The 15756-nt window shown below is 33.4% G+C and carries 17 protein-coding genes and 1 tRNA gene; 10 read left to right on the top strand and 8 right to left on the bottom strand.

From position 1 onward, the window contains the following. The first annotated feature begins 401 nt into the window (after window positions 1–401). Together AC4FQ3_RS15580 and AC4FQ3_RS15575 are read left to right on the top strand one after the other, a co-directional pair. Window positions 402–1220, top strand: coding sequence for a DUF5694 domain-containing protein (locus AC4FQ3_RS15580; protein ID WP_491182424.1), 819 nt, complete (start codon window positions 402–404; stop codon window positions 1218–1220). Between the two features lie 41 nt (window positions 1221–1261). After that, window positions 1262–1969: a DUF6090 family protein gene (locus AC4FQ3_RS15575; RefSeq protein ID WP_491182423.1), complete on the top strand. Its 708-nt coding sequence runs from the start codon at window positions 1262–1264 to the stop codon at window positions 1967–1969. 168 nt (window positions 1970–2137) lie between these two features. Here AC4FQ3_RS15575 and AC4FQ3_RS15570 read toward each other — a convergent pair whose 3' ends face one another. From AC4FQ3_RS15570 to AC4FQ3_RS15550, 5 genes are all read right to left on the bottom strand, one after another. After that, window positions 2138–3052 (bottom strand): helix-turn-helix domain-containing protein, encoded by a 915-nt coding sequence (locus tag AC4FQ3_RS15570; protein ID WP_491182422.1) that lies wholly within the window; start codon window positions 3050–3052, stop codon window positions 2138–2140. A gap of 43 nt (window positions 3053–3095) precedes the next feature. Beyond that, window positions 3096–3995 carry an SDR family oxidoreductase gene (locus tag AC4FQ3_RS15565; RefSeq protein WP_491182421.1) on the bottom strand — a complete coding sequence of 300 codons (900 nt, stop codon included), beginning with the start codon at window positions 3993–3995 and terminating at the stop codon, window positions 3096–3098. 354 nt (window positions 3996–4349) lie between these two features. Then, on the bottom strand, window positions 4350–4757 hold the full coding sequence (locus tag AC4FQ3_RS15560) for a helix-turn-helix domain-containing protein (RefSeq protein ID WP_073395631.1): 408 nt from the start codon (window positions 4755–4757) through the stop codon (window positions 4350–4352). Between the two features lie 291 nt (window positions 4758–5048). Beyond that, window positions 5049–5123, bottom strand: a tRNA-Val gene (locus tag AC4FQ3_RS15555). Window positions 5124–5301: 178 nt separating this feature from the next. After that, window positions 5302–6528, bottom strand: coding sequence for a bifunctional folylpolyglutamate synthase/dihydrofolate synthase (locus tag AC4FQ3_RS15550; RefSeq protein ID WP_463459748.1), 1227 nt, complete (start codon window positions 6526–6528; stop codon window positions 5302–5304). 130 nt (window positions 6529–6658) lie between these two features. On the opposite strand from AC4FQ3_RS15550, the gene AC4FQ3_RS15545 reads away from it, so the two are divergent. The 3 genes from AC4FQ3_RS15545 to AC4FQ3_RS15535 are packed head-to-tail and all read left to right on the top strand — an operon-like array spanning window position 6659 to window position 8527. Further along, window positions 6659–7354, top strand: coding sequence for a MotA/TolQ/ExbB proton channel family protein (locus AC4FQ3_RS15545; protein ID WP_042565805.1), 696 nt, complete (start codon window positions 6659–6661; stop codon window positions 7352–7354). Window positions 7355–7357: 3 nt separating this feature from the next. Then, window positions 7358–7753, top strand: coding sequence for an ExbD/TolR family protein (locus AC4FQ3_RS15540; protein ID WP_073395636.1), 396 nt, complete (start codon window positions 7358–7360; stop codon window positions 7751–7753). 45 nt (window positions 7754–7798) lie between these two features. Then, window positions 7799–8527, top strand: coding sequence for a hypothetical protein (locus AC4FQ3_RS15535; protein ID WP_052483704.1), 729 nt, complete (start codon window positions 7799–7801; stop codon window positions 8525–8527). A gap of 102 nt (window positions 8528–8629) precedes the next feature. Here AC4FQ3_RS15535 and AC4FQ3_RS15530 read toward each other — a convergent pair whose 3' ends face one another. The 3 genes from AC4FQ3_RS15530 to AC4FQ3_RS15520 all read right to left on the bottom strand — a co-directional run bounded on the left by AC4FQ3_RS15530 (window position 8630) and on the right by AC4FQ3_RS15520 (window position 11826). After that, complete coding sequence (locus tag AC4FQ3_RS15530; RefSeq protein WP_491182420.1) at window positions 8630–9532, bottom strand: energy transducer TonB family protein; 903 nt, start codon at window positions 9530–9532, stop codon at window positions 8630–8632. 345 nt (window positions 9533–9877) lie between these two features. Further along, a complete protein-coding gene (locus AC4FQ3_RS15525) occupies window positions 9878–11104 on the bottom strand; it encodes a Glu/Leu/Phe/Val dehydrogenase dimerization domain-containing protein (RefSeq protein WP_491182419.1) in 1227 nt (408 codons plus the stop codon). Window positions 11105–11250: 146 nt separating this feature from the next. Continuing rightward, window positions 11251–11826 carry a chalcone isomerase family protein gene (locus AC4FQ3_RS15520; protein WP_491182418.1) on the bottom strand — a complete coding sequence of 192 codons (576 nt, stop codon included), beginning with the start codon at window positions 11824–11826 and terminating at the stop codon, window positions 11251–11253. Window positions 11827–12291: 465 nt separating this feature from the next. Here AC4FQ3_RS15520 and AC4FQ3_RS15515 point away from each other — a divergent pair, with 465 nt between their 5' ends. From AC4FQ3_RS15515 to AC4FQ3_RS15495, 5 genes are all read left to right on the top strand, one after another. Next, a complete protein-coding gene (locus AC4FQ3_RS15515) occupies window positions 12292–13434 on the top strand; it encodes an acyl-CoA dehydrogenase family protein (RefSeq protein WP_042565810.1) in 1143 nt (380 codons plus the stop codon). Window positions 13435–13532: 98 nt separating this feature from the next. After that, window positions 13533–14210 (top strand): Crp/Fnr family transcriptional regulator, encoded by a 678-nt coding sequence (locus tag AC4FQ3_RS15510; RefSeq protein ID WP_491182417.1) that lies wholly within the window; start codon window positions 13533–13535, stop codon window positions 14208–14210. Window positions 14211–14299: 89 nt separating this feature from the next. Further along, on the top strand, window positions 14300–14896 hold the full coding sequence (locus tag AC4FQ3_RS15505) for a peroxiredoxin-like family protein (protein ID WP_491182416.1): 597 nt from the start codon (window positions 14300–14302) through the stop codon (window positions 14894–14896). A gap of 6 nt (window positions 14897–14902) precedes the next feature. Further along, on the top strand, window positions 14903–15364 hold the full coding sequence (locus tag AC4FQ3_RS15500) for a YHS domain-containing (seleno)protein (RefSeq protein WP_491182415.1): 462 nt from the start codon (window positions 14903–14905) through the stop codon (window positions 15362–15364). Window positions 15365–15369: 5 nt separating this feature from the next. Next, window positions 15370–15756, top strand: coding sequence for a DoxX family membrane protein (locus AC4FQ3_RS15495; protein WP_491182414.1), 387 nt, complete (start codon window positions 15370–15372; stop codon window positions 15754–15756).

Genomic DNA, 15756 nt, shown 5'->3' with positions numbered 1-15756 from the left:
TACTCAATTTTTGTCAAAATCGCTGGTTATGAGTGTTTTTTATTTTATAAGATTATCAACCGCATAGCAATCTGTATTGATGCGGAACTAAAAAAAATATAAGCAAAAAACCTTAATTTTCTTAAGGACTTTTCTGGTGGTTCTTACGGAACTATTTATGAAATCATTTCATGCAGGATTTGAAGAAACTTTCTAATAGAAATGTTAATTTTTTTTATATAGTATTTAAAAAATTAATAAAACGTTGTACAAATAGTCTTATATTCGCTTTTAAATAAAAATCCAGTTTACGGTATAAATCCAGCCGTAATTAATCTCATTGAAGCCGTTTTATGGCTTGTATAGAAAGTTGTGTATCGCTTTCTAGCGAGAGCGACAACGATAAAAAATAAATTTAAAAAATGACATTCATTAAAACAATTTCTACATTTTTAATTACACTTTTATTAGTAACCAATACTTTTGCGCAAGAATCTAAACATAAAACTAAAATTTTATTAATCGGGACAATTCACTTCGAAACGCCTCATTTAGATGCACATGAATTAAAAACAGACGATTTTTTAGCTCCCAAAAGACAACAAGAACTGGAAGAATTGACTGGAATTTTAAAACAAACAAATGCTGATAAAGTGATGATAGAAAAACCATTTAATCAACAAAAGCAAATTGATAGTTTGTATAAGGCGTATTTACAAAATAAGTATAAGTTAACCGTTTCTGAGCGAGAGCAAATTGGTTTTAGATTAGCTAAAAAATTAAATTTAAAAGAGATAAATTGTGTAGATATTTTTTATGGAATGACACATGACAGTTTACTTTCTGTAACTGCTAAAGAAAAAAATCAGTTGTATTTATTAAAAGAATTAGGTACTAATGCAAATAACTTAAAACTTGAATTCGATAATATAGTAAAACGAAATTCAATAACCGAAGTACTAAAATATATAAACAAAAAAGAGCTTTTGCAGAAAAATTTATCATTGTACTTAAAATATATTGCAAAAGTTGGAGCAGGAGAAAATTATATTGGTGCAGAAGCAGTTTCTGATTGGTATTTGAGGAATTTAGCAATTTATGCTAATGTAATAACTCAAATAAATGCAAATGACAAATACGTTATACTAATATTTGGACAAGGCCATATTCCGATATTAAAACACCTGTTACAAAACAATGACGATTTTGAAGTTGTTGAAGTAAATAGCGTACTAAAATAAACTACCACCAATAACCAGAGTTAAAATTATAAAACCAAAACATGCAAGAAGAAATAACCAAACATTCAGAAAAAATTTATAAAACTGTGAAAAATTCAGAACACACATTGGGAGAGAAAGTAAAAGAAATCATTATAGAAATATGCATAATCGTTTTTGCAGTAACACTTTCAATAGGGTTGCACAGCTGGAGTGAACACAGGCATCAACAAGAAGAGGTATCTGTGTTTCTAGTTAATTTAAAGAATGATTTAAAGATTGACATACAAAACATCGACAATGAAAAGGAAGCCTACCAAAAGTCAAACATAGCCTATGAAAAAATTTTAGTATTAACGCCTCTTCAACTTGACAGTATTTACAAGTCTAAAAATAAGGTTAATTTTCCAATTCATTCACATGGTCATACAATGAATATTGGTAATTATGAAGGTTTTAAATCAAGTGGTAAAATTGGCTACATTGAAGACGAAAAATTAAAACAGAAAATGTTAACTTATTACCAAATATTTGTACCGGCACAAGACGAAGTTGATAAAATGTACAATGATTTTCTGTTTAAGTGTTTTGATAAAATGATAGAAAATGCAGATAAACCAGAAGAAAAATTATATTCTGACCCAAAATTTAAAAAGACAATCGAATTTCTTGTCAAACTAGGTAAGAATAACATAAGGGTTTATAATGAAAACACAAAACCACTAGCAGTTGAACTTATTAAAGATATTGAAAAAGAGTTGAATAAATAAAAACGGCACACACCGTTCGTGGTTTTGCCTGCTGGCGCGAGCGTACGCCCTCGTGAACACAAAGAGAATTTACAAGAACAAAAAACTCCTTAATTTCTTAAGGAGTTTTTTGTTCTTGTAAATAAAACTTACTGAAATAAATAAAACTTAAAAATAACTTTCGAAATTTTAATTAAACGACTTCCTGAATTCCAAGGGCGAAATATCAGTTTTAGCCTTAAATAATTTACTGAAAGACTGAGAATGTTCAAATCCCAATTCATAAGCAATTTCACTTACAGAAAGTTCTGTTGTGGAAAGTTTTTCCTTGGCTTTTTCAATCAGTTTTTCGTGGATGTGTTGCTGAGTGGTTTTTCCGGTCAAAGTTTTCAAAAGACCGCACATATAATGGCGCGACATATTGAATTCATCAGCGAGATATTGAACGCTCGGCAATCCTTTTGTTTTGAAATCATCTCTTTCGTAATAATCATTAAGCAGGATTTCTAATTTTTCTAAAAATAGATGATGCGCTTTGTGTCGTGTAATAAACTGTCGCTGATAAAATCTTTCAGAATAATTCAAAAGCGTTTCCAGCTGAGAAATAATAATGTTCTGACTGAATTTGTCAATGTTGGTTTGATATTCCTGCTTGATATTATCAGTGATTTGCTGGATTTTTATTTCCTCATCTTCAGATAAAAATAATGCTTCATTGACAGAATAATCAAAGAATTCATATTTCTTGATTGTGCTTGCCATTGGCGTATTCCAAAGAAAATCCGGATGAATCATCATCATCCAACCAGACGGATTTTTGCCGTGCTCTTCCCGGACGATGCTCAGAATCTGATTTGGAGCCATACAAAACATCACGCCTTCATCAAAATCGTAATCCTGCTGCCCGTATCTATATTTATGATTCATATCTCTTTTGACAGAAATCATATAAAAATCAAATATCAAACTCTGCTTTCCACTTTCCAAAGCCACCGCCATATCTTCAAAATTTATCACACTGATGAGCGGATGTTTCGGCTTTGGCAAACCACGCAAAGTATGGAATTGAGAGATTGTTTTTATTCTTATCGGCGAATCAGACATCGTTTTAGTATTTAATCAAATTTAGTGAATATAAAGGTACAGACTATTCTATCTCAGAGAAATAAACATTTTGCAAATCTTCCATCAAAGTTGGGTGTTGAGGATTCCATCCTAATGCCTTCTTAGTTTCTTCGCTTGAAGTAGGATTATTAAGCTTTGCAAAATGTGCAAACCAGCCGAAATGTTCTGCTGCTTCATCGTTTGTTAGCGAAACAACCTGAATTTTCAATTTTTCAGCAATGAAAGCTGCAATGTCTTTAAACGGAATTCCTTGTTCTGCAACTGCGTGATATCTTGTTCCGCTTATGAAAGGTTTTTCCAAAGCCAATCGATACAATTTTGCTGCATCTAATCTGTGAACAGCAGGCCATAAATTACTGCCACCATTAATAATCGCAGCTTTTATTTTTTCTTTTGCAATATTAATCGAGGTTGGAACAAAACCTATTATATCTCCCTTACCGTGAACAGATGGAGAGAGTCTTACAACGGCAACTTTCACGCCTTTTGCGGCTGCGGCATCAGCTGCATTTTCTGTTGCAATTCTTGGATGTGGATTGTTTGCAGAAAGATCTTTTTCAGTTGTGATTCCGTCTTTTGAAAAAAGTGCCGTTCCTGAAGTGATGAGAAAAGGTTTGTCTGTTCCTAATAAAGCTTCGCCTATTGTTTCAATCACTTTTCCATCAAGTGTACACATTTCCTCAAATCTTGTAAAATCGTGAACAAATCCTAAGTGAACCACTGCATCTGAAGCGATAGTTCCTGATTTCAAACTTTCAAAATCATTTAAATCTCCGCGGAGTACTTCTGCGCCGGCGGCAATCAATTTGTTTGCTGATTCTTCCGAACGAGCCAATCCCAAAACCTGGTGTCCATTGGCTAATAATTCCTGTACTACGGCAGTTCCTATAAAGCCTGTAGCGCCTGTAACAAATACTTTCATTTTGATATAATTTAATGAAGCAAAGTTCAGATTTCGTTTATGTACTCTTGTAGCCGAAAAGTATTTTCTTGTAGCCGAAAAATTTAATTAAATGGGGAAAAAGGATATCTTATATATCAAAAAAGATAGATAATCTTTCGCCTGCTGGTGTGAGTGTCTCGCTCGTGAACGCAAAATCTACGAGAAACAAGACATAACAAAAGACTCCTTAATTTCTTAAGGAGTTTTTGTTTTTTGAAAAGTTTATTTCCCTTTTATTATTTTTTCGAGATATTCAACTTTATCTTTTCTTCGTAAAACAAAAAAGAGACTCGGAAGTCTCTTTTTTGAATTAATATATTCGTTTAATTGTGGTTATTTATTCAATAATTTTTCAAGCCTTGCCATCATTTCATCTTTCTCTTTCAACATACGCTCGTATAAAGCAATCTTTTCTTCGTGAAGTTTTAAAACCTCTTTTACAGGGCTAAATGTTGGATGAATGTTAATTGCAGAAGCTCCATCTTTAAAATCTGAAAAAGTATTAGAAATAATATTTACTGCTTGCTCTTCATCAAAGTTCTGAAAAGCTTCCACTGGAATTTTTAATGCGTGCGAGATTTGATTAAGAATATTATCTTCAATTACATCTTTTTGTTCCAGCATAGAAATTTTCTTCTGATTCCAATCATTTCCCAGATCAAAAGCCAATGCTTCTTGTTTGATGCCTAACATTTCTCTGAAGCGTTTTACGTTTCTTCCCTGATGTATTTTCTGTTCCATAATGAATATCAATTTTTCTACAGGCTCAAAGATAAAACCATTTGTATTAAAAATGCTGAATTTCACAGATAAATCTTAGACAAAGATATGTACACAATCTTGTCATTTCGAGGAACGAGAAATCTTCACAAGTAACTCCGCAACGAAAATCGCCAATCTTTGTAGAGATTCTTGTGTGATTTCTCCCTTTGGTTGAAATGACAAATACTTTGTGTTTATTTAAATCAATAGAAAGACTTGTGGCAAAAAACGACATAAAAAAACTCCTTAATTTCTTAAGGAGTTTTTTTGTGGGCGATGAGGGGTTCGAACCCCCGACCCCCTCGGTGTAAACGAGGTGCTCTGAACCAGCTGAGCTAATCGCCCTATTTTACTAGGTTGCTATCGTTTGTGATTGCGAGTGCAAATATACGCTAGTTTTTGAGTTCTGCAAAGAAAATAGAATAAAAAAGAAAACTTTTTTTTAAATTCATTATATCTTGCTGTTTATGAATTTGTTATTAAAATGATTTTTTTAAACTTTTTTCTGCAAATTTCCTTTTCCTTAGTTCAAAGGCAATTCAGCAACAACAAAAGTGCTTCCTCCAACATAAATAAAATCATTTGATGAGGCATTTTTCTTTGCTTCCGCGAAAGCGAGCTCAACCGATTCGTATTTTTCTCCAAACAAATTATACTTTTTGGCTGCATCCTGGAGAATTTCAGTACTTAATCCTCTAGACGAATTGGGTCTGCAGAAATAATATTGCGCTTTCTGAGGAAAAAGTGGCAAGATAGAATCGAGGTCTTTGTCATTTACAACTCCCAAAACAATATGAAGATTCTCAAAAGTTTCTTTCTGAATCTGATTCATTACAACCGCCAAACCATGTTTATTGTGCGCCGTATCGCAGATTATTTTTGGGTTTTCTCCCAACTGTTGCCATCTTCCTTGTAAACCTGTATTTTTTACGGTATTTAACAAACCGCTTTTTAGATTATCAATCGAAACTTTAAAATCGGTTTGTGAGTTTAAAACAACAACAACCTGCTGAACCGTTTTTTTATTGTGAAACTGATAATCGCCCAATAAATCAGAAGGAAAAACTCCCGAAATTAAATCGGCAGCAAAATAAATTGGCGCATCGTTTTCTTTTGCTTTGGCTAAAAATACAGCCTCCGTTTCCTCCGTATATTCTCCAATTACAACGGGAACATTCGGTTTAATAATTCCGGCCTTTTCTCCGGCAATTTCAGTAGTTGTATTTCCTAAAAATTGCATATGATCCAGATCGATATTGGTAATAACCGAAACTAATGGCGTAATAATATTTGTAGCGTCCAGTCTTCCGCCCAGACCAACTTCTATAATCGCAATATCTGTTTTTTCTGCAGCAAAATAATCAAATGCCAAACCAACAGACATTTCGAAGAAACTCATGTCATTTGCTTCAAAAAAGTCTTTGTGTTTTGCAACAAATTCAATCACAAAATCTTCAGAAATGTCCTGGCCGTTGATTTTTATTCTTTCTCTAAAATCTTTTAAATGTGGTGAAGTGTACAATCCAACCTTATATCCCGCTTCCTGCAAAACCGAAGCCAGCATGTGCGACGTAGAACCTTTGCCATTTGTTCCCGCAACATGAATACACTTTAGTTGATTTTGTGGATTATCAAGATGCGCCGCAAGCAACTTAATGTTGGTTAAATCTTCTTTATAAGCCGAAGCACCCTGAAGTTGATACATGGGCAATTGGTTAAACATCCAATTTGTTGTTTCCTGATAGTTCATTATATTTGGATAAAATAGTTGTCGATTGAAATAATTTCCGGTTTTTTTAGTTTAATATTACAGTGAAATTATCTTTAATGCAAAATTGAAATATTTTTTAGAATTAATTATTAAAAACAAGAATTAAAATATGTTTAGCTTCATTCAATTACAAGCAGATACTATCGCAAACGCTGCATCTAACGTAGTTATCGAAAAAATTGCACCAAATACCGAAATCTCTGTTTTAGGATTTATCTTAAAAGGAGGTTTTTTCTTAATACCAATTGCCATTTTACTTTTTTACACGATTTATGTCATTTTTGAACGTTATATGTATATCAGCAAAGCATCGAAAATTGATGCAAGATTAATGCAGGATGTTGCCGATAAATTAAATGCAGGAAACATAGAATTAGCGAGAACAATTGTAGAAAGAAGCAATACAGCTGCAGGAAATATTTTAAAAGAAGGAGTTTTGGTAATTGGAAGACCAATTGCTGAAATCGAATCAAACATGGACCGTGCAGCCGATATCGAAATTGGCGAAATGGAAAGACATTTAGGTCACTTGGGACTTATTGCCGGTATCGCGCCAACGTTAGGTTTCATCGGAACTATTTCTGGGGTTATCAAGATTTTCTACAGTATTTCTGTAACCGAAAATATTAGTATCGGAAATATCTCAGGAGGTTTATACGAAAAAATGATCAGTTCAGGTTCCGGATTAATTGTGGGTATTATTGCTTATAGCGCTTACCACTTATTGAACGGAAAAATTGATGATTTTGCCTTGAAAATTCAGAAACAAATATTAGAATTTGTCAATATAATTCAAAGAGCATAAAATATGTCTATTAAAAGAAAAAGAAGATTTCATGCCGAAGTAGCAACTTCGTCATTGAGTGACATTATGTTTTTCTTGCTGTTGTTTTTCCTAATTATATCAACGCTTGCAAATCCTAATGTTATTAAAATGACATTGCCAAAAGCGAAATCAAATGAAAAAACCAATAAACAATTAATCAGTTTATCGGTTACAGAAGATAAAAAGTTCTACATCGACAAACAGCCAGTTGAATTTGAAGAACTGGAAACGAGTTTGATGGCAAAAATAGGAGCAGACAAACAACAAACCGTTGTCGTAAGAATTCCGTTTAATTTGCAGGTTCAGGATTTAGTAGATGTATTGCAAATAGGAGTAAAGAACAATTTGAAGTTTGTAATTGCTACGAGTCCAAAGTAAGTCTGGTTTATAAAATAATTTTTAAGTTAAAAATTTAATATTAAAATGAAGAAATTAGGATTCTTAATCGCAATACTTTTAGTAGGTTGTTCAACGAGTATTTCAACTAAAATAACAAATAAAAATTTTCAGAAATTAGAAGAAAACAATCAAGTAATTGTACTTGATAAAGAGGATGAATTGCCGAATGACTCTGAATTAATTGGAGATGTAAAAATTGGAGATTCAGGATTTACTACCGATTGTGGATATGATAAAGTTATAGCAGATGTAACAAAAGAAGCTAAAAGTGCCGGCGCCAATATTGTAAAAATTATTGAACTAAAAAAACCTAGCATATTTGGCAGTACCTGCTATAGAATTAAGGCAAAATTATATCGAAATTTAAATGCTGAATCATTATCTACAGTTGCCCAAAACAGAAATCTAAAAAATAAGTCAAGACTTCCGGAAAATAGTGATTATGCTATGATTTATTTTTATCGACCTACAGGAGGAACAGGTGCAATGCTAGGTTATAAAATTAAAGATGCCAATGATTCTATTGTTGGAAGGTTGAGAAATGGAGAAAAATTTGCATTTAAAACAAAGAAATTTGGAGAACAGACTTTTTATGGAGCTTTAGAAACTAAAGAAGAGGTAAAAATAAATGTTGAGAAAGGCAAGGAATATTTTATAAGATGCGCTGTTACTATGGGTGTTGCTCTAGGAAGACCGGAAATTACCCGTATTGAAAATTATGTAGCTATGAAAGAATATGACTCAATGAAATAAAAAGATTATTTTAGATATTAATATAAAAAAGGCTTTATGATAAAATTTCATAAAGCCTTTTTATGTTAACTATAATTCGTGAAAATTAGTGTAATCCGTGTTTTAATTCAAACTAAAATTATATGTAATTTGCCCCACTTGTTTTGGAGACGCATTATCATCAGGTGACCATTTTGTATTCAAAGCAGCAATTTTGGCTTGCTCTAATAAACAGCTTGCTGTATTGGTTGTTCCTTTTATTCCTGCTCTTGCACTTATTGTTTTTCCATTTTGGTCGACTGTAACTTCAACAACTACTTTTCCTTCTTCGTTACAAGTATATTTGGGTACAGGTTTAGATAATGCTTTTCGGTTTCCTAATGAATATCCAGATCCGCCACCAGAACCTCCGCCGCTTCCGGCTCCGTAACCGCTTCCGGTACCAATGCCATTTCCGGTTCCGTTTCCTCCGCCAGTTCCGCCACCAGAACCTCCAGTGCCGTAATAGCCGTTTGAGCCTAAACTTCCGTTTGCTTTTCCTTTGTTTCCTGCAGCTTTATCATCACCGTCTCCGCCTTTGTTTGATCCTTTTAAAATGCTCGATAAAGCATCGTTTGTAGAATTAGAAACTTTTGGTTTTTGAGGTACAGGTTTTGTTTCCGGTTTTTCAACAGGAGTCGGTTTTTTAGGTTTTTCTTTTACGGGAATAACGACGTCATTATCGTCATCTGCTGTGTTTTCCTGAGTAATAATTGCTTCTTCAGGAGTTGCTTTTGCAGGCGTCGCTTTTGCTTCGTTTTTAACGTTTAAAACTTCACTTTTATAATTGGCTCCTGATCCTACATCGCTGTCTCCAAAGTTTATAGTCACGCCGCCACCGCCACCGCCTTCAGCAAGCGCTGCGTTGTTCTCCGGATTGTATGGAGGCCAAAAACGTATAAAAAACAGCAATAGTATTATTACCGCATATATCGCCGTGGTGAGTAATAATGATTTCTTTTTATCTGAAGAATCTGTGGAACTCATTTTGATTCTGAATTTTTGTAATGTATTTAATAAAAACGTTTAAAAGTACTAAAAATTGTTTAGAATATGCGAGAGAATTTAACCGCAAAGTTCGCAAGGATTTACGCAAGGAACGCTAATTAATTTCTCGCAAAGGCGCAGAGTCGCAAAGTTTTTCTTTTTTAAGTTTTTCTTTGCCACTCTGCGCCTTTGCTTAATATTAAAACAAACAGCTTTGCGAACTTCCCTTGAGAATCAACTCAAATTAATCTTTGCGAACTTTGCGAAAAACCTTTGCGAACTCTGCGGTAAAAAAAAACGAACCAAAAAGCATTTGATCCGTTTTAGAAATAAAGTATAAAAAAATTATACTAATTGTTTCAGTGCAATCTCAAAAGCAGTTGCACTAATATTTGTTTTTGACGGATTTAAAGCGTGAGCCTTAACAATCGCATTTTTTATAATTTCTGAAGTGTCGTTAAAAATAGCCTCATCTGTCATTTGAACTTTTTTCTCCATGAAATAAGCAAAAACCCTTGCCATTCCGCAGTTTGAAATAAAATCAGGAATCAAGCTTACTTTACGGTCTACGTCTTCCATAATTGGACCGAAGAAAATTGCTGCATCAGCAAAAGGAACATTCGCTCCACATGAAATAACTTCTAATCCGTTTGCAATTAAGCTGTCAATTTGAGATTGAGCGACCAATCTTGAAGCAGCACAAGGCGTGAAAATTTCAGCACCAATGGTCCATATTTTAGAGTTGATTTCTTCAAACGGAATCATATTATCGGCAACTAATTTGTTTCCGTCTTTGTTTAAAAATAAAGTTCTGATTTCTTCAAACGAAAAACCTTCTTCTTTAATTAATCCTCCGTCGCGATCAATAATTCCGATAACTTTTGCACCCATTTCGGCTAAATAAAAAGCAGCTGCAGAACCTACGTTTCCAAATCCCTGAACAATTGCTTTTTTACCTTTAATTTCTCCGCCATAAGTTGCGTAGAAATGACGAACAGCTTCGGCAACACCGTAACCTGTAATCATATCAGCAACCGTATATTTTCTGGTTACATCCGGTGAAAATTTAGGATTTTCGATTACCTTAATTACACCCTGACGTAATTGACCAATTCTATTGATTTTATCAGCTTCTGTTGGTTTAAAATGTCCGTTAAAAACACCTTCCTGCGGGTGCCACACACCACATTCTTCTGTCATCGGGATTACTTCGTGAATTTCATCCACGTTCAAATCTCCACCAGTTCCGTAGTAACTTTTTAATAAAGGCGAAACTGCTTTGTACCAACGTTGTAAAACACCTTTTTTACGAGGATCGTTTGGGTCAAAATTAATTCCGGATTTAGCACCGCCAATTGCAGGACCTGAAACCGAGAATTTTACTTCCATGGTTTTGGCCAGTGATAAAACTTCGTTCATATCCAAGCCTTTTCTCATTCTTGTTCCACCACCCGCGGCTCCTCCACGAAGTGAATTAATTACTGTCCAACCTTCGGCTTCTGTTTCAGAATCTTTCCAGTTAAAAACAATTTCAGGTTCCTTATTTTCAAATTGCTGTAATAAATCTTTCATTTTGTTAAGATATGTTTATTTTGCGTAAAAGTATAAAATAGAATAATGCGAATAATGTATTGTAGAGCAATTTTATTTAATAAAATAAAAAAGCCGAAAACGTAATAGTTTTCGGCTTTGAAATTTATATAATTCAGGTAATTAAATTATTGCCCCAATAAATGTTTTTTTAATGTATCGTCAACCGGTTTGTCAGATAACCAGATTCCGAATAATGCTTTTTTGAAATCAAACCCAGGAATTTTTCCTTTTACAACATCATTTTTAATTACGTTGATCGTTTGATCAAAAGGATTGTATGCCAAAACAAAAACATCTTTTTCTGTAATTACATCACTTAATAATTTTTTAAAATCTTCAATTCTCGGTTTTAATTCCTCAAAATTGCTTCCGGCAGATTTTTCAAAACCTGCATTCATTGCTTTTGTTAGTTTGTTTGAAGAAACCATTGATGAGGTAATTTCAATTCGAATCGCCATTTCAGTATCGCTGTCAATAATAAATTTTGGATCCTGGCTTAATTGAGATAAATACAAAGCCTGAACATAAACTTCTAACCACATTTTAGATCTTCCGCCCGCGCCATTAAGCTGTAAAGTTTTGTTTTGAAATTCAATTTTTCTAGGTACAGTAACACCGTTTACCTCAAGGTGGGTTTGTGCAAAAACTGTTGAAAACTGAAGGCTTAAAATGAATGCAAATAATAGTAAAATCTTTTTCATACTCTATCGATAGTTTATTTTTTTTAGGCAAAATTAATGTTAATTTTCCGATTTTTTAACATATTGAAATTATTTTTTTTGATCTAGTTTATTCATAATCAAATTAGTAAGACTTGTTTTACGTACATATACGTGGTTTTATGGCTTTTGGTTTTTTTGCGTCCTGAATTATTTAAACCTTTATAAATAGTACTTTTTTATCGATAACTTAATTCTTAAATTTTGAAGAAAATGTTGCAAATTTCACGTTATAGAGACTAAAATTCAATATAATCACGAAAACGTTATCGTGATTCTTGCTAATATCTTAAAATTATATGCACGCATTGTTAATTCGACTTTAAAAATTATCTTTGGAAGCCTTTATTCAGGTGAAGAAAAAGCAATTCAAAAACACAAAAAAACCACTAGCCGAACTACTATTTTTAATTTTGGTTTAGCAAAAACAAAAAATAAACGACACTTATGGATTTCAATCTTACCGAAGAACATTTAATGATTCAACAAGCTGCGAGAGATTTTGCCCAAAACGAATTGTTGGCGGGAGTTATCGAACGCGATGAAAAACAAATTTTTCCAACAGAACAAGTAAAAAAAATGGGGCAACTGGGATTCATGGGAATGATGGTTGATCCTAAATACGGCGGAAGCGGTTTAGACACCATTTCGTACGTAATTGCAATGGAAGAAATTTCAAAAGTTGATGCTTCGGCTTCTGTAGTAATGTCTGTTAATAATTCATTAGTTTGTTGGGGTTTACAAGAATTTGGGACCGAAGAACAAAAACAAAAATATTTACCGGGATTAGCTTCCGGTGAAATACACGGCGCTTTCTGTTTAAGCGAGCCGGAAGCGGGTAGTGATGCCACTTCGCAAAAAACAACTGCTATTGATATGGGCGACCATTATTTGGTAAACGGAACAAAAAACTGGATTACTAACGGTAACACGGCATCTGTTTATTTGGTTATTGCACAAACACATGCTGAGAAAAAACACAAAGGAATCAATGCGTTGATTATGACCAAAGATATGCCCGGTTTTTCTGTTGGTCCAAAAGAACAAAAAATGGGAATTCGTGGTTCTGATACACACTCTTTAATGTTTAATGATGTAAAAGTTCCAAAAGAAAACAGAATTGGCGAAGATGGTTTTGGATTTAAATTTGCAATGAAAACCCTTGCCGGAGGACGTATCGGAATTGCTTCTCAGGCTTTGGGAATTGCATCTGGAGCTTACGAACTGGCATTAAAATATTCGAAAGAAAGAAAAGCTTTTGGAACAGAAATTTGCAACCATCAGGCAATTGCTTTTAAATTGGCAGACATGGCGGTAAATATCGAAGCGGCGCGTCATTTATGTATGAAAGCAGCTTGGGACAAAGACCAGCACAAAAACTATGATGTAAGTGGTGCGATGGCAAAATTATTTGCTTCGCAGGTTGCAATGGATACAGCTGTTGAAGCCGTTCAGATTCACGGTGGAAATGGCTATGTAAAAGAATATCACGTTGAACGTTTTATGCGTGACGCAAAAATCACTCAGATTTACGAAGGAACTTCTGAAATTCAGAAAATTGTAATTTCAAGATCGGTTATTGCGGGATAAATTTCCTTCAAAATATATTGTAAACCCTTTCAGGCTTCGGCTTCGAAAGGGTTTTTTGTTTGCTTTTTAATTTTGCTACATTTACAAAAAGTATTTTTATGTACGAAGATTTAAAATATTGGTATTTGCGTGATCACAAATTGTTTAGAACTTTAAGTTTTTCTCAAATCAAACAATTGTGCATTATTACAGGTTTTAAAAAAGCATCAAAAGGCGAGATTATTTATTTTTCCTCTTCGGATGTTCCGCGCATATTTTTACTTAAAAAAGGGAATATTAAAATTGTTTCTATTGATGAAAATGGCAATGAAACCATCAAAGATATTATCCAAAAAGGCGATTTGTTTGGCGAATTGACTTTGGAAACCGATGATAAAGTCGAAGAATATGCCAAAGTACTTTCTGACGATGTTGCTATTTGCAGTTTTTTGATGTCAGACTTTGAAGATTTATTGCTTCGAAATCCCTCATTGGCACTTTCATATACCAAATTTGTTGGTTTAAAAATGAAACGCATCAAAAACAGTTATGCTAATTTAATTTCTAAAGATGCCAAAACCAGAATGTACCAATTTCTAAAAGACTGGGCCGAGAAAGAAGGCGTTCGAAAAGGAAATATGGTGGCCATCGAAAATTATCTAACCCAAACAGATATCGCGCAAATTATTTGTACTTCAAGACAAACGGCGACTCAGTTATTAAATGAAATGGAAAATAATCAGCTTTTGCATTATAGCAGAAGCGAGATTGTGATTCAGGATATTACCAAATTATAATTATTTTAAGCTAAGTGTAAATTAGCCGACATTTTGTTTTTTCATAGTAAAGTAGTTTTACATCATCAATAAATGATAAATGTAAAACTATGAAAAAACTACTCTTTATGCTTTTGGCAACAATAAGTTTCGTTGCTAATGCTCAAACCGCAGTGCCTAAAACTGCGAATGATATTGCTCCGCTGTTAATAGGAGAAAAAATTCCGGATATTACTTTAAAGACAACTGAAAATGCAGCTGTTCAGCTTTCGGATTTATTTAAAAACAAAAAGACCGTTTTGGTTTTTTACCGCGGCGGCTGGTGCCCGTATTGCAATATGCATCTTTCTGCTTTGGCTGAAGCCGAAAAACAAATTCTTGATTTAGGATATCAAATTATTGCAATAAGTCCTGATACTCCCGAAAACTTAAAAATTACAGCAGAAAAAGATAAAGTAAAATATACGTTGCTTTCTGACTCAAAAGGAGATTTGATAAAAGCGGCAGGAATTGCTTTTGAAGCTCCTGAAAACTATAAATCAACAATTAACGTATATTCTAATGGAGTGAATACGAGTTTTTTACCTGTTCCTTCTGTTTTTGTTGTAAATACTGATAGTGACATTTTATTCGAATATATTTCACCAGATTTTAAACATCGGATTTCATCTGAATTATTGATTTCGGTAATAAAAAACTTAAAATAAATAAAGATGAAAAAGTTAGTATTATTCGTATTACTTTTTGTTTCGGTTTTTTCATTTGCTCAAAACGATTCGAAACGTACAGCTCAATATAATGTAGAAAATAAAGTTGCAATTCAGGGTTATGATCCAGTTGCTTATTTTAATCAGGGAAAAGCGGTGAAAGGCAAAAAAGAAATTTTAGCATCATATCTGGGAGTGATCTATAAATTTTCATCTAACGAAAATAAGGATGCTTTTTTAAAAAATCCTTCTAAATATGAACCTCAATATGGCGGTTGGTGTGCTTATGCAATGGGAAGCGCCGGAGAAAAAGTCGAAATAAACCCCGAGACTTTTAAAATTATTGACGGAAAACTCTATTTATTTTATAACGCTTATTTTAATAATACATTGAAAAGCTGGAATAAAGACGAGAGTGATTTAAAATCGAAAGCAGATAATAACTGGAAGAAGTTTTATAAAGGATAGAAATCATGAAAAGAAAAAAAATAGTTTGGCTTTTAAGAATTGTGTCTGCTAGTATCTTATTACAGACATTGTTTTTTAAATTCAGCGGAGCTCAGGAAAGTATTTATATTTTCTCCAAATTAGGAATGGAACCTTACGGCAGAATTGGTTCCGGAATTATCGAACTGGTTGCCGCCATTTTAATCTTAATACCAAAAACAACCTGGATGGGCGCTTTATTAGCCTGCGGAATTATGAGTGGTGCTATTCTCTCGCATTTATTTGTTTTAGGAATAGCGGTTGAAAACGACGGAGGATTACTTTTTGTATTGGCATTGATCGTGTTATTGAGTTGCATAGAATTAATTAATCTGAGTAGAAATAATTTTTTTAACCTTTTAAAAGCGAAATAA

Source organism: Flavobacterium sp. AK-345, from assembly GCF_058310175.1.
This window is presented reverse-complemented; position numbering and strand designations above follow the sequence as displayed.